Raw genomic sequence first — 14,979 nt, 5'->3', positions numbered from 1 at the left:
CAAGACATGACTTATCCAAGCTGGGAAGAGATCCGTCAGGGATCCATCACCAATACCTACAGCCACATGGCACCGTGGTATTTCCCCATGATCGGCCCGGACGAACCGACCTACATGGGCCGCCCCCATGCCACGACCCCCGCCGATCTTGTGGGCGCGGATGTCGTCATCATCGGCGCACCATACGTCGCCGGATGGGGCGAATACATGGGTGTCGGGGCTGACGAATGGCGCGCGGCGCCGAAACGCATCCGGCAGCAGTCGATCCGCTATGGCTCGGGCTATATCCAGGACTTCAACCTCGACGTCTTCGAACATCTGAAGGTGGTCGACTATGGCGACGCCGACATCCCGCCCGAATGCCAGACAGCCCCAACAGCCGAGAATGTCCTGCGCGCGCAGGCGGCGGTGGAGGCGAAGGTGAACGACGCCATGGCCGCCGGGGCAGTGCCTATCGTGATCGGCCAGAACTCCCCCTGCGGCAGCTTCGCCATCGCCAAGGTGGTCAGCGAACGGACCAAGGGCAATGTCGGCTGCGTGTCGCTGGATACGCATTGGGACATCGCGCCCCTCGACAAGCTGACGATGGACCCGCGGATCGCCGGATCGGATGCGTGGAAATACAAGACCTACGAATTCCTCGACAATTTCCATCAGAAGAACCTGGTGGAGATCGGCGAACGCGGCATGCTGGAAGACCGCGAACAGGTCCAGCGCTTCCTCGACCTCGGCACGCATTTTTTTCCGATGTGGAAGATCCGCTCCGGCCTCGGGATCGAGGGGCTGGTGGATCAGCTGCATCACGCCTGGGACGGCACCGAGAATGTCTATTGCCACTGGGACATGGATGTGCTCGGCGGTGCCGGTCCTGCGCCGGGCGACATCCTCGGCGAACTGGCCGAACCCTTTGGCATGTCGGATTACGAGGTGATCCGCCTCGCCCATGAATGTGGCAAGCGCGGCATCGCCGCGCTCAGCTTCATCTGCATCCCGCCCGGCTCTCCGGCCATCTATCGGGTGCTGGTCTACGTCATCATGTATCTCTGCGCAGGGCTCGCCATGCGCAAAGCCGGGTTAACGAATGCCTGAGACCACCGCCGGGGCGGTCTCTGGCCCGGCGCAATTCATCAAACAAAATCAACAGTGAGGAAAGAAAATGAAGAAACACGTCACCCCCATTGTGGCCGCCGCCCTTCTGGCGGCAACGCCCGCGCTGGCCGAGGGAAAGCTGACCGTGACCACCTATGGCGGCAGCTATACCGAGAGCCAGCGGGAGGCCTACTACAAGCCCTTCGAGTCCGAGATGGGCATCCCCGTTCAGGAAGAGGTCGCATCCGAAGTCTGGCCGACCGTGAAGGCGCAGATCGACGCTGGCAATGTCACCTGGGACGTGGTCACCGGCGAAACCTCGACCATCATCCTCGGCTGCGACACCGGCCTGCTGGAACCGATCGACTGGTCGCTGATCGACCAGACCAAGCTGATCCCGGACGCCATCCAGGAATGTGGCGTCGGCACGATCGTCCAGTCCTCTGTCATGGCCTATGATGCTGACAAGATCACCGGCGACGCCCCGACCACCGCCGCCGACTTCTTCGATCTCACGAAATATCCCGGCAAGCGCGCCATGCGCAAATCGCCCGCCACCACGCTGGAATTCGCCCTGATCGGCGATGGCGTGGCGAAGGAGGATGTCTATCAGGTTCTGTCGACACCCGAAGGTCTGGACCGCGCCTTTGCCAAGCTCGACAGCATCAAGGATCAGGTGATCTGGTGGGAGGCGTCTTCCCAGCCCATGCAGCTGCTCTCGGACGGTGAGGTCGCCATGACCACCTCGTGGAGCGGCCGCGTGACCACCGCCAACCGGATGGACGGCAAGAATTTCGAGATCATCTGGGACGGCCAGAACTACGATGTCGACTTCTTCGCGGTCATCCGTGGCGCTCCGCACAAGGACGATGCGATGAAGTTCATCGCCTTCGCCACCGATCCGAAGCGACAGGCGAAGCAGATGGAGTACATCTCCTACGGTCCGACCCATGTGGATGCGGGCGCGATGCTGCCCGAGGGGCTGGCGGAACAGCTGCCGAACTACCCCGATAACCTTGCCAAGGGGATCAAGAACGACAGCGCCTTCTGGGCCGACAACCTCGACACGCTTCAGGCCCGTTTCCAGGCCTGGCTGACACAGTGAGCGACCTGACCCAGACCCCGAACATGACGCGGGCCGGACCCTTCCGGCCCGCTCTCACCCTGCGTCTGCGCGGGCACGGCGTTGCGATCCTGTTGGTTGCGCCGCTGCTGGTTTTTCTGCTGCTGACCTGGGTGCTGCCGGTTGTGCTGATGCTCTGGCGCAGCGTCGACAACCCGGAAATCGCCGGAATGATGCCCCGCACCGCAGCCGCCCTTGCCGAGTGGGATGGCGAGGGCCTACCGGACGAGGCCACAATGGCCGCCGCCATCGCCGAATTCCGCGCCGCCGATGCGGAGAGGACCACCGGGCTCATCGGCCGTCGCCTGAACCTTGTCGAACCCGGCTGGCTGGGCCTGATCCGCAAGACCGGGGCGCGGGCGGACAGGCTGGAGCCGCCCTTTGCCGAAAGCCTGCCTGCGCTCGACCAGAAATGGGCCGACCCGCGCATCTGGCAGGAGATCAAGCGCCTCTCTTCGCCGGTCACACCCGACTACCTGCTCGCAACCCTCGACCGGCGTGTCGGGGCGGAGGGGATCGAACGGGTCGAGCCGGTCTACCGCGTCCACCTAGACGCGCTTGTCCGGACCTTTCTCATCAGTGCATCCGTCTGCGCGGCCTGCCTGATCCTCGGCTTTCCGCTGGCTTTCCTGATGGCCGCAGCCTCCCCCCGGCTGACCATGATCCTCATGGGGGTCGTCCTGCTGCCCTTCTGGATGTCGCTGCTGGCCCGCACCGCAGCATGGGTCGTGCTCTTGCAGGGTCAGGGCGTGGTCAACAAGGCGCTGATCTCCCTCGGCCTGATCACAGAGCCGCTGTCGCTGATGTTCAACCGGACCGGCGTGCTGATCGCCATGACCCACGTCATGCTGCCCTACATGATCCTTCCGCTCTATGCCGCCCTGCGGACCATCCCGATCGAGATGGTGCGCGCCGGACTCTCACTTGGCGGAACACCGATAACCGTCTTCCGCCGCATATACCTGCCGCTGGCCGCGCCCGGCATCATGGCCGGTCTGGTTCTGGTCGGGGTCATGTCGCTTGGCTATTACATCACGCCCGCGCTGGTCGGAGGGCCCGGTGATCAGATGCTCGCTTGGTTCATCGCCTTCAACACGAGCGTTGCGCTGAACTGGGGCCTCGCCTCAGCCCTTGCGGTGCTGCTGCTTGTCGCGGTTGGCCTGCTCTATGCGCTTTACCGCGCGCTGCTCAGGGGGCGCTGATGCTGGACCTTCTCTTCCACGGCGCGCGCCCCGCCCGGATCGCCTTTCTGGTCTGGTGTGGCTGGGTCGTGATCTTCCTTGTCGGTCCGCTGCTGGCCATCGTGCCGCTGTCCTTCAACTCCGAACCCTATTTCACCTTCCCCATGCCTGGCCTGTCGCTGCAATGGTATCGGGCCTTCTTCACGCTCGACAACTGGCGGCTCGCGCTCTGGAATTCGACGGTGATCGGGCTGACGGTGATGGCGGTGTCCGTCCTGCTCGGCACCCTCGCCGCCTTGGGCCTGCATCGCCTGCCTCCAGTTGCATCGCGGGCACTGACAGCCTTCATGGCGCTGCCCATGGCCCTGCCGCTGATCGTTACTGCCATCTCGGTCTACTTCGCCTTCACGCGGATCGGCCTGACGGGAACCTTTGCCGGCATGGTCCTGTCCCACACCATCATCGCCACGCCCTTTGTCATCATCGCCGTCGGTGCCAGCCTCGCCCGGTTCGACGAAACGCTCATCCGCGCGGCAGCGAGCCTTGGCGCGGGGCCTTGGCGGACATTCTGGCGCGTACGGCTGCCGCTGATCCGCCCCGGCATCCTCAACGGAGCAATTTTCGCCTTTGTCGCCTCCTTCGACGATCTGGTGGTGACGCTCTTCGTCGGCTCGACCGAGCTGCGCACCCTGCCCCGGCAGATGTGGGCGGGCGTGCGCGAAAACCTCGACCCCACGATCCTGGCCGTCGCGACCCTTCTGGCCGCCCTGTCGCTGGCCATCACCGTCATCAGCCTGCGCCTGATCGCAAGGGAGAGCCGCAAGTGAAACTGCACTATTCCGAAACCTCGCCCTATGCCCGCAAGGTCCGTTGCGTCGCTACGCTGACGGGTCGCGACCTGGAATTGGTGACGTCGGATACCTGGTCCGTCCCGGACAGGCTGTATCAGGCAAACCCGCTCGGAAAGATCCCCTGTCTGGAGCTGGACGACGGAACCGCGCTCTACGACAGCCGGGTCATCTGCGAATATCTGGCCGAGGGCACGGCCCTCGCGCCCGCGGGACCTGACCGCTGGAAGATTTTTCGCGAGGCTGCGCTTGGTGACGGGATCATGGATGCTGCCGTCGAAAAGTTCGTGGAACATCACCGCCCGCCTGCACAGCAGGACCCCGACTGGATCGACCGGCAGGCGCGCAATATACTCTCGGCCGTCACCGCGCTGGATGCCGCGCAGCCCGAGGGGCTTACGCTCGGAACGATCTCCATCGCCTGCGCGCTTGGATATCTCGACATCCGCTTCCCGGAAATGGCTTGGCGGGAGGGGCGGCCGGCGGTTGCCGCATGGTTCGACCGCCTCGCAGCTGAAGCGTGGTTCGCCGCGACCGCGCCGGTTCAGCAGCCGGGCTAACCTGACAGCGCACGGAAGACCCGCAGCCAGTTCCCGCCCAGCACACCCCTGACCTCCACCTCCGACCAGCCACGCGCCAACAGCCCGTCCAGAAGATCGGGCAGCTGGGCGATGGAATTGATTCCGTGGGCCAGGTCGTCGTTCCAGAAATCCTCCATCGTGCCGAAGATGTCCGGGCGCAGCGTCCGGCGCCGAATGAGCGCCGGGTTCGCCTGTTTTGCCGCGCGAAACCCCTCCATCAGATCGAGCCCGAGACCGACATGCTCTGCGCCGACCAGCCGCTTCCAGTGGTCGGCATGATCCAGCAGATGCGCCAGCGACGGCCCCTCTGCCGCAATCGCGCGCGGCAGGGCACAAAGCCCGATCATCCCACCCTTCGCTACCATCGCCTGCACATCACGGTCATGGCGGTTCCGGTCCGTCGGTTCAACCGCGAAGGCGTTGGCGTGGGAACAGATGACAGCGCGTCCTGCCTCGATGATCTCGGCACTTGCCCGGTGTCCGCAATGGGCAATGTCGATCAAAACCGGCGTCTTGTTCACCGCATTGATGACCTCCCGCCCTAACAGCGTCAGCCCGGCATTTCGCGGCTCTGCGCTGCCATCACAAAGGAGATTGGAAAAGCTGCCGACGATCCCCAGGACCCGCAGACCCATTCCAGCCAGTTCGGCCACCCGTTCAGGACGGTCATCAAGAATATGCGCGCCCTGGGTCCCCATGATGACTGCCAGCTTGCCGGCGACCCGGGCCTCCTCGATATCCTCCGAGGTCAGGGCAAGCGTCAGAAGATGGCTCCTCGCGATGATCTCCATCTTCTGATCAACGCTGCGGCGGAATGCGTCCCAGCTTTCCTCTCCGCCGAACGTCACGTTCATTGCGTCGATCCCGGCGGCCTTCACCCGGTCGCACCACGGCTCTTCCAGCGCATAACTTAGGGAGAGCATGTCGAAACCGAGGTTCCGCGCCGCGATCTCCGCCCCTCGGGTCATCCTGCGATGTCCAGAACCAGCTCCACTTCCACCGGCGCGCCAAGCGGCAGTTCCGATACGCCCACGGCAGACCGGGCGTGCGCGCCGATGTCCGGCCCGAAGACCTCGACCATCAGGTCGGAAAACCCGTTCAGAACCTTCGGCTGATCAGAAAACCCGGGGGCCGAACGGATGAAGCCGACCGCCTTGACCACCCGTGCCACCCGATCCAGATCACCGATGACCGACCGTGCCGTCCCCAGAAGGTTGATGCCGCATTGCCGGGCCAGGGCCTGCCCTTCTGCGATGCCGACATCTGCCCCGACGATGCCCGACCGCATCAGCACCCCGTCGGGTCCAAGCGGAATATGCCCGGAGATCATCAGTGTCCGCCCCATCAGCACAGCGCCGACGTAATTCGCGATCGGCTTGGCAGAGGCAGGCAGGACCAGCCCGAGACGGGCGATAGTGGCTTCGGCAGACATGGGATCACTCCAGAACGAGGCGCCCGGCGTCCAGCACCGGCACGCCGTTTGCGGTCAGGGAAGCATCGGCAAAGCTCATCCAGCGATGCACCGAGGAATGCAGGCAGCCCCCCGACTCCCAGTTCTCGCCCATGTCGAGGCGTAGGATGCCCTCGCCGTAGCCGTAATATGGAAAGCCGTCCACGCCGGGGATCGGCTTCAGTTCGGGGTTGGTGCCGATGTTGAGTTCAGAAATCAGGTCCTTGTCGCCGGTCTCCTCCTCCCATCGCCGTTGCGCCCAGTCGTCATGGCGTTCGGTCGAAAAGCGGGTCATCCGACCCTCTGCAAAATCGAGCGCCATATCGCCGACGAACCGCCCCGCGTAATGGGTTGCAGGGGCGACTACACGCCCCTCAGCGCCCTCGAAATCCACCGTGCGGACAAGACCGCAGGGCAGTTCAACCTCGCGATCCCGGGCGCTGCCGGGGCGGGCGTTATCGGCGATGAAGGCGCGCGAGGCATCGCCATTGCCGTGGTGGAAATGCGCATCCGGGCGGACATTCAGCCGGAAATCGGTGCCACGCGGGCAGGTGACATGCACCTCGGCACCGCGCAGCGCATCCATGATCCGCCGCTGCCGGGCGTCCAGCGCGGCATGGTCGATCCAGAGCGCGCGGTAGCAGGCCTCTGAAAAGACGCGAAAGACATGGGGGTCCCAGACATCCGTGATCCAGTGAAAATGCACGGACCGGCCGGGCCATGTCGTCAGGATCCGCTCCGTCTGGTGATAGGCCATCTGCCACGACGTCGGCAGCCAGATGTAGATGTCGGCGGCATCGAACAGGCCCCGGACCGCGGCATCCTCCATCTCGCGCAGCTCCGGCTCCTCCTGACGGCGAAGTGCTGTGCGGGCGGCGTGCAAACCGGGACTGTCGCGCATGGCACAGGCGACCTCGACTGCACCGGCCCGCAGAATTTCGATCCGCACCTGTTCCGTCAGCTCAGGGAAGTAGGTCGGGTCGGCATGCAGGATCACCCGCTCGCCCGGTTCGGTCTTCAGGGACTGTTGCACGATCAGCTTGGCGATGCGGTTCCAGTCTGCGTCGAAATCAAAGGCGGGAGACGGCTCTGGCATAACCGGTGTCCTCGGCTGCTAGGAAAATATGACCTTGGGCCCCGATTTCCCGATGACGGGTGTGGGCCTCGTAACGGCTTGGCCCGACGATTGGCGCGGGACGAAGGTCAGCTTTTTGCTTACCTCTTCTCCGAATATGCAGGTCCTTGCCGACGGATCAGCACATGAAGCATCAATGGTTAGCATCGGATGCGCCAATGCTGAGACACGAAATCCGGGCCAGGTGGTCGGCGATCCTTGCCTTGGGGCAAGACTCGTTGTCGCGGCATGGCCAGAACATGGCGGTCGCAGCGAGGGCGACAACCGAAAGAAAGACTTTTGGACACCCGTCATATCGGCTGACAACGCGACGCCAGTCCTCGAGCAAACCGAACATTATCTCGATCTGGTTACGTCGTTTGTAGCGGAGCTTTCCGGGCGCCGAATTCGCATCTGCTACCGAAGTGAAAGTGCGTGTCCAGGAGCCGGTGACGGCATACGGTATCGTAGGCCGGCTACTTCAGAAGCTGAAAGGCCACGTGACTTCCGGCCCTTAGCGGTCCTTGCCAAACGCAGCTCTCAGTGTCCGCATCCGGGAAACCTCACCACAAAACAGAAGGCGTTGCCCATCACACCGCCCCTAGAAAGGGAAAACGCGCCCCGTGGGACGCGCTTCAATGTGGTGCTACTTCGAGCTTGTTAACGGCTCGACCGCGAATTCTGAACGTATTGATCGTTTCACGTGACAAAGCAAAAAGCAAGTTGCAAAACCAGAGTTTAGTCTAAAAATAGTCCGGCGTTGATTGGTGTATTGGGACAGGATGATGAGACTTGGTTTGGATATTGGATCCACGTCGATTGGATGGTGGCTCTATGAGACGGACGGAGATGGCACTTCATCGCGCATTATCGGTGTCATTGATGGTGGGGTTCGGATTTTCTCGGACGGTCGCGATCCGAAATCCAAGGCTTCTCTGGCGGTAGATCGCCGTGCCGCGCGCGCAATGCGGCGGCGCCGGGACCGCTATTTGCGGCGGCGCGCGACACTGATGAAGGTACTGGCGAAAACGGGGCTAATGCCGTCCGATCCGAGGGAGGCCAAGGCTTTGGAAGTGCTCGATCCCTACAAATTGCGCGCCAAAGGTTTGGATGAAAGCTTACCGCTGACGCATTTCGGACGTGCGCTGTTGCATCTCAACCAGCGCCGCGGTTTCAAGTCAAACCGCAAGGCGGATCGTGGCGACAATGAGAGCGGTAAGATCAAGGATGCAACCCAGCGGCTCGATTGGGCAATGCACCACGCCAAGGCGCGGACCTATGGCGAATTCCTGCATGTGCGACGTCAAACGGCCACCGATCCGAGGCATGTCCCAACCGTGCGAACCCGGCTGTCGGTGGCCTCACGCGGGGGGCCGGATGCCAAGGAGGAAGCGGGGTACGATTTCTACCCCGAACGGCGGCATCTGGAGCAGGAATTTCACACTCTCTGGGCCGCGCAGGCCAGGTTTTACCCGGACCTGACTGACGATCTGCGCGATCTGGTTTTTGAGAAGATCTTTTATCAACGCCCTCTGAAAGAGCCGAAGATCGGGCTGTGTCTGTTCACCTCCGAGGAACGCTTGACGTGTTTGTATCAAGGCATTCCTGAAGGTAGTCGCACTCAGTCGCGCCTAGTAGCTTGAACAGGCTTGCGCCGCAGTCGCAACACGTCGCACTAGCCAGCGAAACATGACCTTCCTTGCGCGTGAGCGAGAGCGTGCCGAGTTCAGGGAACACGGCGTTGCCGCACGCAATGCATTTGAACTCGCCCAGCCGCAGGTTGCGACGGGCGCGCTCCGCCCGATCAGCATGGAAGCGCTTGAGCTCGGCCCCCCGGAAGCGCTGCGGCAGAGAGTCATCCGAGGGCTTCAGGCCGGAGACTACCCAGTTCGAGACAGTATTGCGATGAACGCCGAAAAGCGCCTGAACGTCGTCGACCGAATAGACCATCGTGTCGTGCGTCCGGACATTACGGTAGGATCGGCTCACTGCAGCCCCCCTGCCTTGGCGGTCTGAATAGGGCGTGAGCGAACCACCTTTGCCTTCGCGCCCTTCGGCAGTGAAGCCTCGTGGGCGAGCAGGTCGGACAAGCGCCAGCGAGTGACACCTTCCGAGAGCCTGATTGGCTCCGGCAGGCTCTCCTGCGCCACCCAGCGCCACACCGTCTGGCGGCACACACCGTAGCGCTGAGCCACCGCCGTGTCCCGCAGGCAGCGTTCGTTCGACGCCCCCTCCGCAAGGGTTGTAGGATTGGTTACCTTCTGGGGTGTGGGGGCGGGTCTCACTGCCGACCTCGCATGTTTCAGGTTGCCGACCTCGGGCAGGGTGTGCTCTGGCAGTTCCGCCACTGAGAACAGGTCGAGGGCCTCGTGGGGCTCGCGCGCCTTTTTCGACATCGTTCGACCCTACGCATTCTTCGACGGATCGACACGGTTCGCCGCAACCCAGTCGTTCAGGTCGGAACCGCGATAGATGATCTTGCGGCCCAGCCGGTAGAACGCCGGGCCTTTCATCTTATGACGCCACTGGGCGAGTTTCTCGCGATCGCCAATGATCTCGAGCTCGGGATCGCCGAGCAGGTAGTTGCGATCGTTTTCGAAGAGTTGGGGCAACATTGGATACCTTCCGCTGAATTGAATTGCAGCGGAAGATGCTCAATCTCCTACGGAGAACGGCAGTCCCCGATCTCGAAATCGGGGACCCCAAGTGTCTGATTGATAAACAAAAGAAATTTGCTCCTCTGGCGGGACATAGGGCTCAGAGGTACCTTTCGGACAGGTTTCTGAGAGGACACGACGTATACGTTCTGCCGCGAAAAGGACCTCTCCAGGTTGAAACGGCTTATCTTCAAAGAAATCTTCAAAGAAATTCATAGCCATCCCGAGATGGACTATGCCGCGGTATGCACCCCAACTTTTGCGGACCGTGTCTTTGTCCCGCGCGCCGCTGATCCCGTGTTCCCGTCCGGCAAGTGTGACTTGGTACAGGATTCCGGATGCCGTTTGAACGCCCTGTCTCTTCCCATCAAGAATCGAATTGTGGATTAATTTGCCAGCGTGCTCCGCGATGTTCAAGGGCCAGCTCGCAAGCCGCCTGACCCGGGGCCGCTCTGTCCGCTTCAGCGACGGGCTGGAAGGGCGCTTCTATGAGGAGCTGGCCAGTGAACGGCTGGTCATGCGCTACGCGAAGGGAGCCCCCGTGCGCCAGTGGGAACGCATCCCCGGGCGGCGGGCGGAAAGCCTCGACTGCGTGGTCTACGCCGTTGCCGTGCGCAATCTGGTGGGGGCCAAGGTGGAACGGCGGGAGGAGGAAGTGAAGGCAAAGACCCTTCCCAAACCGGCCCCGAGAGTGATTAAGTCTGCTTGGTTGGAACGGTAGATGACGCCTAACATGTTTAAAGATTATAAATTCGCCATCCCCTTGCTGATATCTCTGTTTAGCCTCGGGATTTCGGCTTTCAACTCATATGGGAGCTGGAAAGCTCAAAGGGAGAATATAAAGATTAGTCAGGTCTCTATCGGTGATTTGCGCTTCGATTTTGGAATATCTCTCGATCAAAATTATTTGGTGTCCAACCTTTCCGACAAGAGCGTTACAATCAAGGAGGCGTATTGCTCAATGTTCGTGAACCTCCCGGGTGATAGCTACAGCACTTCATGCGCTTTCGGGGGCATTGATTCCTTTCCCCTAACTATCCCACCGGGGGAGGCGCGAGTTTTAAGCGCCACAATGAATTTTCGTCCATTTGACCAAATGGCGCTGGTCCTTTCAAAATTTCGGAAAGCCGCGCCAGATGCTGACCCAGTGCGCTTTCTGGCCTATTTGTTGGAGCACTACGGCATAGACTATGCGCAGAACCCATGGCGCGATGATTCCAAGGTTATTGATGGGAGTGACCCACTTTTTTTGAACGACAAGGGCGAGCTGTCGGACGCCTATTCTGTGGCGTTTAGTATCTCTTCGGCTGAAAGCCTCGAGCGGCCTGTAGATTACTACTATGCCTTCAGAATTAACTTAGAAACGATATCCGGCGGCGAATTTGAAAGTGAACTGTACGTAGCGAACCTTGGCATGCCCGCAGGGTTTTGATCTCGACTAATCGTAGCGACCCTGCATATCCTCGTAGGCTCTGCGGAGTTCACCCGTTCGACTTACCGCCGAAGTTTCCATTTCGCTGCTATACACAAGCGGTCTGATGGTTCCACCTTCAAACTCAAGTGCCGAAAATTCCGCATGAGCTTTCGCGTAAGCCAGCCACTTCTCTTGACTATCGTGCAACGCTGCGATTTGTGAGTTTGACAACCATCCGCTTTTTTCTAGCGCAATAACAGCTCGTTCCAACTGTTGGCTTGCCACATCTGCGCGTCGCTGAGCCTCAAGGTTCATCTCAACCTGAGACATGTGAGTGCTATCTATGATCTCGATGGCGTTGTCGATAAAAGCCTGCTGCTGGCTGGTAAGGACATTCATGAACTGAGACGCATCATCTCGTGCGAATTTGGCCAAATTTGGGTCTTTGCCCAGAGATTTGAGGCGCTCCATCACTTCGAATGTCAGAACGTTATCTTTTACATTATTTCTGCGACGAGCTGAGGGTATCAGCCTGTTCAGCCATTCGGTGGTGGCTGGCATAAAAACTGAACGAAAAAGGTCTGCGACGAAACCGACAAAAAATCCGACAATCCATTCCATAAAATGCCTCCGACTAGACCCTGCCCACGCTAACGTCGAGAGGTTTTCTGTTCAACGACTTTGCCGGGCATTTTGCGTCTGGGACATCATCCCAACCATGACCTGAACTTCGGAAATATTCCCACAGGGGTCATTCCAGTCGCGCACCCATGAGTCGCTCAGGCGACCTTCAGAGGCGAAGGCCAGCACGTCTTCGGGCACGTCAAAGCCCCGCTTCTTCATGAGCAGCGAAATCGCGTGGTGCGTATACCACAGCGGGAATTCAACAGAGATGCCTTCGCCAAGCATTTCCCGGGCTCTAAGCCGGGCAGCTTCCAGTTTTTCGAGATTGAACACGGGTTGGCGAAGCGGCGGCGCAGACCGAAGCCGACATCCTTCTGGCGCTGGTGACGGGCAACCCCGACATGAGCGACGGCACGCCGGTCTTCGATGCGGCCCGGGGCAACGTGGCGGGCACCGGCACCAGCCTTGGCGCATCCACCGACATGGCGGCGCTGGAAGCGGCACGGAAGGCCATGCGCGGCTACAAGGGGCTGGACGGCAAGACGCTCATCAACGTGCAGCCCAAGTATCTGTTGGTGGGGCCGGAGCTGGAGTCGCACGCTGAGCGTCTGCTGGCCTCGATCTACCCGGCCACGACCGATGACGTGAACGTCTTCGGCTCCAAGCTGAGCCTGCTGGTGGAACCGCGCATGACCGGGGAGGACTGGTTTGTCTTCGCCGATCCGGCCCGCATCGCCGCGCTTCAGTATGGCTACCTCAGCTCCGCTCAGGGCGTCCAGATTCAGCGGGCCGAAGCATGGTCCACGCTGGGGCTGAAATTCCGGGCTTGGCTCGACTTCGGCGCGGGCTGGCTCGACTGGCGGGCGGCCTATTACGATCCGGGCAGCGCCTAATGGCCCTGTCGCTGGATCAGCTCACGGCAGCCCGTGACGGGCTCATGACGGCGCGGGCTGCTGGCGTCCGGCGCTTCCGGGACTCGTCGGGGGAGGAGGTGGAGTACCGCTCCGACTCCGAGATGGCCCGGGCGCTGGCCGCGCTTGATGCCGAGATCGCGGCCACCTCGAAGGCCCGGCCGCACACCCTTCACTTCACCACATCCAAGGGGACTTAACCCATGAAAAACTGTGCCCAACCGGGCGACCGCATCAACGTGACGGCCGCCGCAACCACCGCCGCCGGGGATGGCGTTCTGGTCGGCTCGCTCTTCGGCATTGCCTTCGGGGACGCTGAATCCGGCGACACGCTGGTGATCGCCACCACGGGCGTCTTCACCATGTCCAAGGTCAGCACCGACGCCTTCACCGTCGGCGCACCCGTCTATTGGCACGACTCGGTCGGGCTGGTCACGACCGACGACGACACCGGCAGCAATCCCGAGATCGGGCTGGCCGTGACCGCCGCAGGCAACCCCAGCGGCACCGTCAACGTGCGGCTCAACGGGTAAGATCGTGCCCGCCGTCACCCATGCCACGCGCCAAGCGCCTCCGCCGCCCACGCGGCGGGGGCTCTCTGGTGCTGGCAAGGTGGCGACCCAAGACGACCTTCAGCGGCTCTACGCCGCCCGGGACAAGCTGGCCAAACTGGTCTTGGCCGATCCCGTCTATTCCCCGATCTTCCAGCGGATCGAAGAGGAGATCGCACTGGCCGAGGCCGCCACCCATGGCGACGCTCTGGCGCGTGCGCGGGCGATTGCCCGTCAGATGGCCACGCGCTGAAACAGGCCGTGCAGATGCTCCAAGCTGGCCCCTTTCCCATACCGTTCCCGGTCAAGCCGGTGCCCGAAGAGATCGCGCCGGATGCGGTCATCAATGCCCGCCGCCAGCATCCTGTCTTCAAAGGCATGGCGCAGGCTGTAAAGGCTATGGCCGGGCGTCTCCAAGAGTCCGTTGCCCCGCAGGTATTTGTTGACCGTCGCGGACAGGCTGGCGGAGCTTTCCCGGTATCGCTCGAAGCCGCGCGGGCATTCCCGGAAGGCTTCAAGGCTGACGCCAGTGAGCGGGATGACCCGCCGGGCGTAGGCGCTCTTGAGCTGGCGGCCGTCCGGCTCAATCGAGATATGCGGCACGTTGGAGTCCAGCCGGATCGTGGCGGCCGTCAGGGCCGCGCCCTCGCTGGGCCGGTAGCCCGTGTTGACCATGCCCAAGAGGATGCACCGCGCATCCGTGTTGAGCCCGTTCAGCGCACCGGGGGCCAAGAGCTTTTCGCGTATCCAGCTTTCGGAGAAGGGCGGCCGGGTCTTCGCTTCGTCTTCCTTGAAGCTGAGATCGGTCAAAGGCAGCACCAGCCCCAGCCGCTTCATGCGGTTCACGGTTTTCAGCACCTCGCCCAAGTGGATCAAGTCCTTGTTGGCGCTGTTCGGGGTGAGGTTGTGGGACTCCAGCCGTTCCATCCACCAGCCCCGGAAGTCCAGCATATCGTCCGGCGTAATCTCCGGCAGGGCCTTGTCGCCCACGACTTCCACGAAATTCTTCACCGCTTTCTTGCGCGGGTTTTCCCAGCGGCGGAGCTGGTCCGGGCTCTTGCCCCGCTTCTTGTCCGCCGCCAGCGTCCAATACAGCTCCAAGGCCCGCGTGACGATAATGGGCGGCTCCTGCGCTCCACCCAGCACGGCCGCCGCCTCGATAGCATCCGGCTCGCCAGCGGGCGCGGGCACCGCCTCGACACGCGCCAGAAGCTCTTCGCGGGGCAGCTCTGCCACCCGATCAGCGGCAAGGAACCGGAAGCCCCGGGACTTGGCCAGACGCCGCGCCGCCTCATAGCGGCGTTCCGCATCGGCCGTGTCGCCCGCTTGCTTGGCTTCCTGATCCTCCCCCACTGAAGTGGTCCGACGTTATGTTTAGGAAAACGGAGGATCAGAATGGCTACGAAGCGGCACAAGCCGGAAGAGATTGTCACAAA

Annotated in this window: 20 protein-coding genes and 1 pseudogene; 12 read left to right on the top strand and 9 right to left on the bottom strand. The window is 61.9% G+C overall.

From position 1 onward, the window contains the following. Positions 1-6: 6 nt before the first annotated feature. The 5 genes from IEV87_RS00105 (at position 7) to IEV87_RS00085 (ending at position 4,801) form a co-directional block, all read left to right on the top strand. Positions 7-1,089, top strand: a complete 1,083-nt coding sequence (locus IEV87_RS00105; protein ID WP_229737378.1) for an arginase family protein — start codon at positions 7-9, stop codon at positions 1,087-1,089. A gap of 67 nt (positions 1,090-1,156) precedes the next feature. After that, positions 1,157-2,194: an ABC transporter substrate-binding protein gene (locus IEV87_RS00100; protein WP_188475612.1), complete on the top strand. Its 1,038-nt coding sequence runs from the start codon at positions 1,157-1,159 to the stop codon at positions 2,192-2,194. Beyond that, positions 2,191-3,414: an ABC transporter permease gene (locus tag IEV87_RS00095; protein WP_188475611.1), complete on the top strand. Its 1,224-nt coding sequence runs from the start codon at positions 2,191-2,193 to the stop codon at positions 3,412-3,414. Before IEV87_RS00100 ends, IEV87_RS00095 begins: the two co-directional genes overlap by 4 nt. Then, on the top strand, positions 3,414-4,220 hold the full coding sequence (locus tag IEV87_RS00090; protein WP_188475610.1) for an ABC transporter permease: 807 nt from the start codon (positions 3,414-3,416) through the stop codon (positions 4,218-4,220). The genes IEV87_RS00095 and IEV87_RS00090 overlap by 1 nt, the downstream gene beginning before the upstream one ends. Continuing rightward, the gene (locus tag IEV87_RS00085) at positions 4,217-4,801 is read left to right on the top strand and encodes a glutathione S-transferase N-terminal domain-containing protein (RefSeq protein WP_188475609.1); all 585 of its coding nucleotides are present in this window, start codon (positions 4,217-4,219) and stop codon (positions 4,799-4,801) included. Before IEV87_RS00090 ends, IEV87_RS00085 begins: the two co-directional genes overlap by 4 nt. On the opposite strand, the gene IEV87_RS00080 is transcribed toward IEV87_RS00085, so the two are convergent. The 4 genes and pseudogenes from IEV87_RS00080 to IEV87_RS00065 form a co-directional block, all read right to left on the bottom strand. Then, complete coding sequence (locus IEV87_RS00080; RefSeq protein ID WP_188475608.1) at positions 4,798-5,790, bottom strand: dipeptidase; 993 nt, start codon at positions 5,788-5,790, stop codon at positions 4,798-4,800. The genes IEV87_RS00085 and IEV87_RS00080 overlap by 4 nt on opposite strands. Next, on the bottom strand, positions 5,787-6,254 hold the full coding sequence (locus tag IEV87_RS00075; protein ID WP_188475607.1) for a RidA family protein: 468 nt from the start codon (positions 6,252-6,254) through the stop codon (positions 5,787-5,789). The genes IEV87_RS00080 and IEV87_RS00075 overlap by 4 nt, the downstream gene beginning before the upstream one ends. A gap of 4 nt (positions 6,255-6,258) precedes the next feature. After that, positions 6,259-7,368 (bottom strand): hypothetical protein, encoded by a 1,110-nt coding sequence (locus IEV87_RS00070; RefSeq protein ID WP_188475606.1) that lies wholly within the window; start codon positions 7,366-7,368, stop codon positions 6,259-6,261. A gap of 271 nt (positions 7,369-7,639) precedes the next feature. Then, positions 7,640-7,780, bottom strand: a pseudogene (locus IEV87_RS00065) (IS5/IS1182 family transposase); the annotation flags it as partial. Positions 7,781-8,171: 391 nt separating this feature from the next. On the opposite strand from IEV87_RS00065, the gene cas9 reads away from it, so the two are divergent. Further along, positions 8,172-9,029, top strand: coding sequence for a type II CRISPR RNA-guided endonuclease Cas9 (cas9, locus tag IEV87_RS00060; protein WP_229737377.1), 858 nt, complete (start codon positions 8,172-8,174; stop codon positions 9,027-9,029). Between the two features lie 342 nt (positions 9,030-9,371). On the opposite strand, the gene IEV87_RS00055 is transcribed toward cas9, so the two are convergent. Then, positions 9,372-9,782, bottom strand: coding sequence for a helix-turn-helix transcriptional regulator (locus IEV87_RS00055; RefSeq protein ID WP_188475605.1), 411 nt, complete (start codon positions 9,780-9,782; stop codon positions 9,372-9,374). A gap of 9 nt (positions 9,783-9,791) precedes the next feature. Beyond that, a complete protein-coding gene (locus IEV87_RS00050) occupies positions 9,792-10,001 on the bottom strand; it encodes a helix-turn-helix domain-containing protein (RefSeq protein WP_229737375.1) in 210 nt (69 codons plus the stop codon). 451 nt (positions 10,002-10,452) lie between these two features. Between IEV87_RS00050 and IEV87_RS00045 the strand changes: the two genes are divergently transcribed. After that, the gene (locus tag IEV87_RS00045; protein WP_229737374.1) at positions 10,453-10,764 is read left to right on the top strand and encodes a terminase gpA endonuclease subunit; all 312 of its coding nucleotides are present in this window, start codon (positions 10,453-10,455) and stop codon (positions 10,762-10,764) included. Positions 10,765-10,776: 12 nt separating this feature from the next. Then, on the top strand, positions 10,777-11,475 hold the full coding sequence (locus IEV87_RS00040; protein ID WP_188475604.1) for a hypothetical protein: 699 nt from the start codon (positions 10,777-10,779) through the stop codon (positions 11,473-11,475). Positions 11,476-11,481: 6 nt separating this feature from the next. On the opposite strand, the gene IEV87_RS00035 is transcribed toward IEV87_RS00040, so the two are convergent. Both IEV87_RS00035 and IEV87_RS00030 read right to left on the bottom strand, forming a co-directional pair. Beyond that, positions 11,482-12,078 carry a lysozyme inhibitor LprI family protein gene (locus tag IEV87_RS00035; RefSeq protein WP_188475603.1) on the bottom strand — a complete coding sequence of 199 codons (597 nt, stop codon included), beginning with the start codon at positions 12,076-12,078 and terminating at the stop codon, positions 11,482-11,484. Positions 12,079-12,129: 51 nt separating this feature from the next. Next, positions 12,130-12,414: a hypothetical protein gene (locus IEV87_RS00030; RefSeq protein ID WP_188475602.1), complete on the bottom strand. Its 285-nt coding sequence runs from the start codon at positions 12,412-12,414 to the stop codon at positions 12,130-12,132. A gap of 50 nt (positions 12,415-12,464) precedes the next feature. On the opposite strand from IEV87_RS00030, the gene IEV87_RS00025 reads away from it, so the two are divergent. The 4 genes from IEV87_RS00025 (at position 12,465) to IEV87_RS00010 (ending at position 13,796) form a co-directional block, all read left to right on the top strand. Next, the gene (locus IEV87_RS00025) at positions 12,465-12,974 is read left to right on the top strand and encodes a phage major capsid protein (protein WP_444544308.1); all 510 of its coding nucleotides are present in this window, start codon (positions 12,465-12,467) and stop codon (positions 12,972-12,974) included. Beyond that, entirely contained in the window at positions 12,974-13,192 is a 219-nt protein-coding gene (locus IEV87_RS00020) for a phage head-tail joining protein (protein ID WP_188475600.1), read from the top strand. The genes IEV87_RS00025 and IEV87_RS00020 overlap by 1 nt, the downstream gene beginning before the upstream one ends. Positions 13,193-13,195: 3 nt before the next feature. Beyond that, complete coding sequence (locus IEV87_RS00015; protein ID WP_188475599.1) at positions 13,196-13,525, top strand: DUF2190 family protein; 330 nt, start codon at positions 13,196-13,198, stop codon at positions 13,523-13,525. Between the two features lie 79 nt (positions 13,526-13,604). Next, positions 13,605-13,796, top strand: coding sequence for a hypothetical protein (locus IEV87_RS00010; protein WP_188475598.1), 192 nt, complete (start codon positions 13,605-13,607; stop codon positions 13,794-13,796). Here the strand turns inward: IEV87_RS00010 and IEV87_RS00005 are convergent. Next, positions 13,778-14,896 carry a tyrosine-type recombinase/integrase gene (locus tag IEV87_RS00005; RefSeq protein WP_188475597.1) on the bottom strand — a complete coding sequence of 373 codons (1,119 nt, stop codon included), beginning with the start codon at positions 14,894-14,896 and terminating at the stop codon, positions 13,778-13,780. The two genes, IEV87_RS00010 and IEV87_RS00005, sit on opposite strands and share 19 nt — an antisense overlap. Positions 14,897-14,979: the final 83 nt, after the last annotated feature.

The organism is Primorskyibacter flagellatus (genome assembly GCF_014638275.1).
Lineage (GTDB): Bacteria > Pseudomonadota > Alphaproteobacteria > Rhodobacterales > Rhodobacteraceae > Pseudooceanicola > Pseudooceanicola flagellatus_A.
Note: the sequence above shows the minus strand (reverse complement) of the source record. Positions and strands in the feature narration are given on the sequence as shown.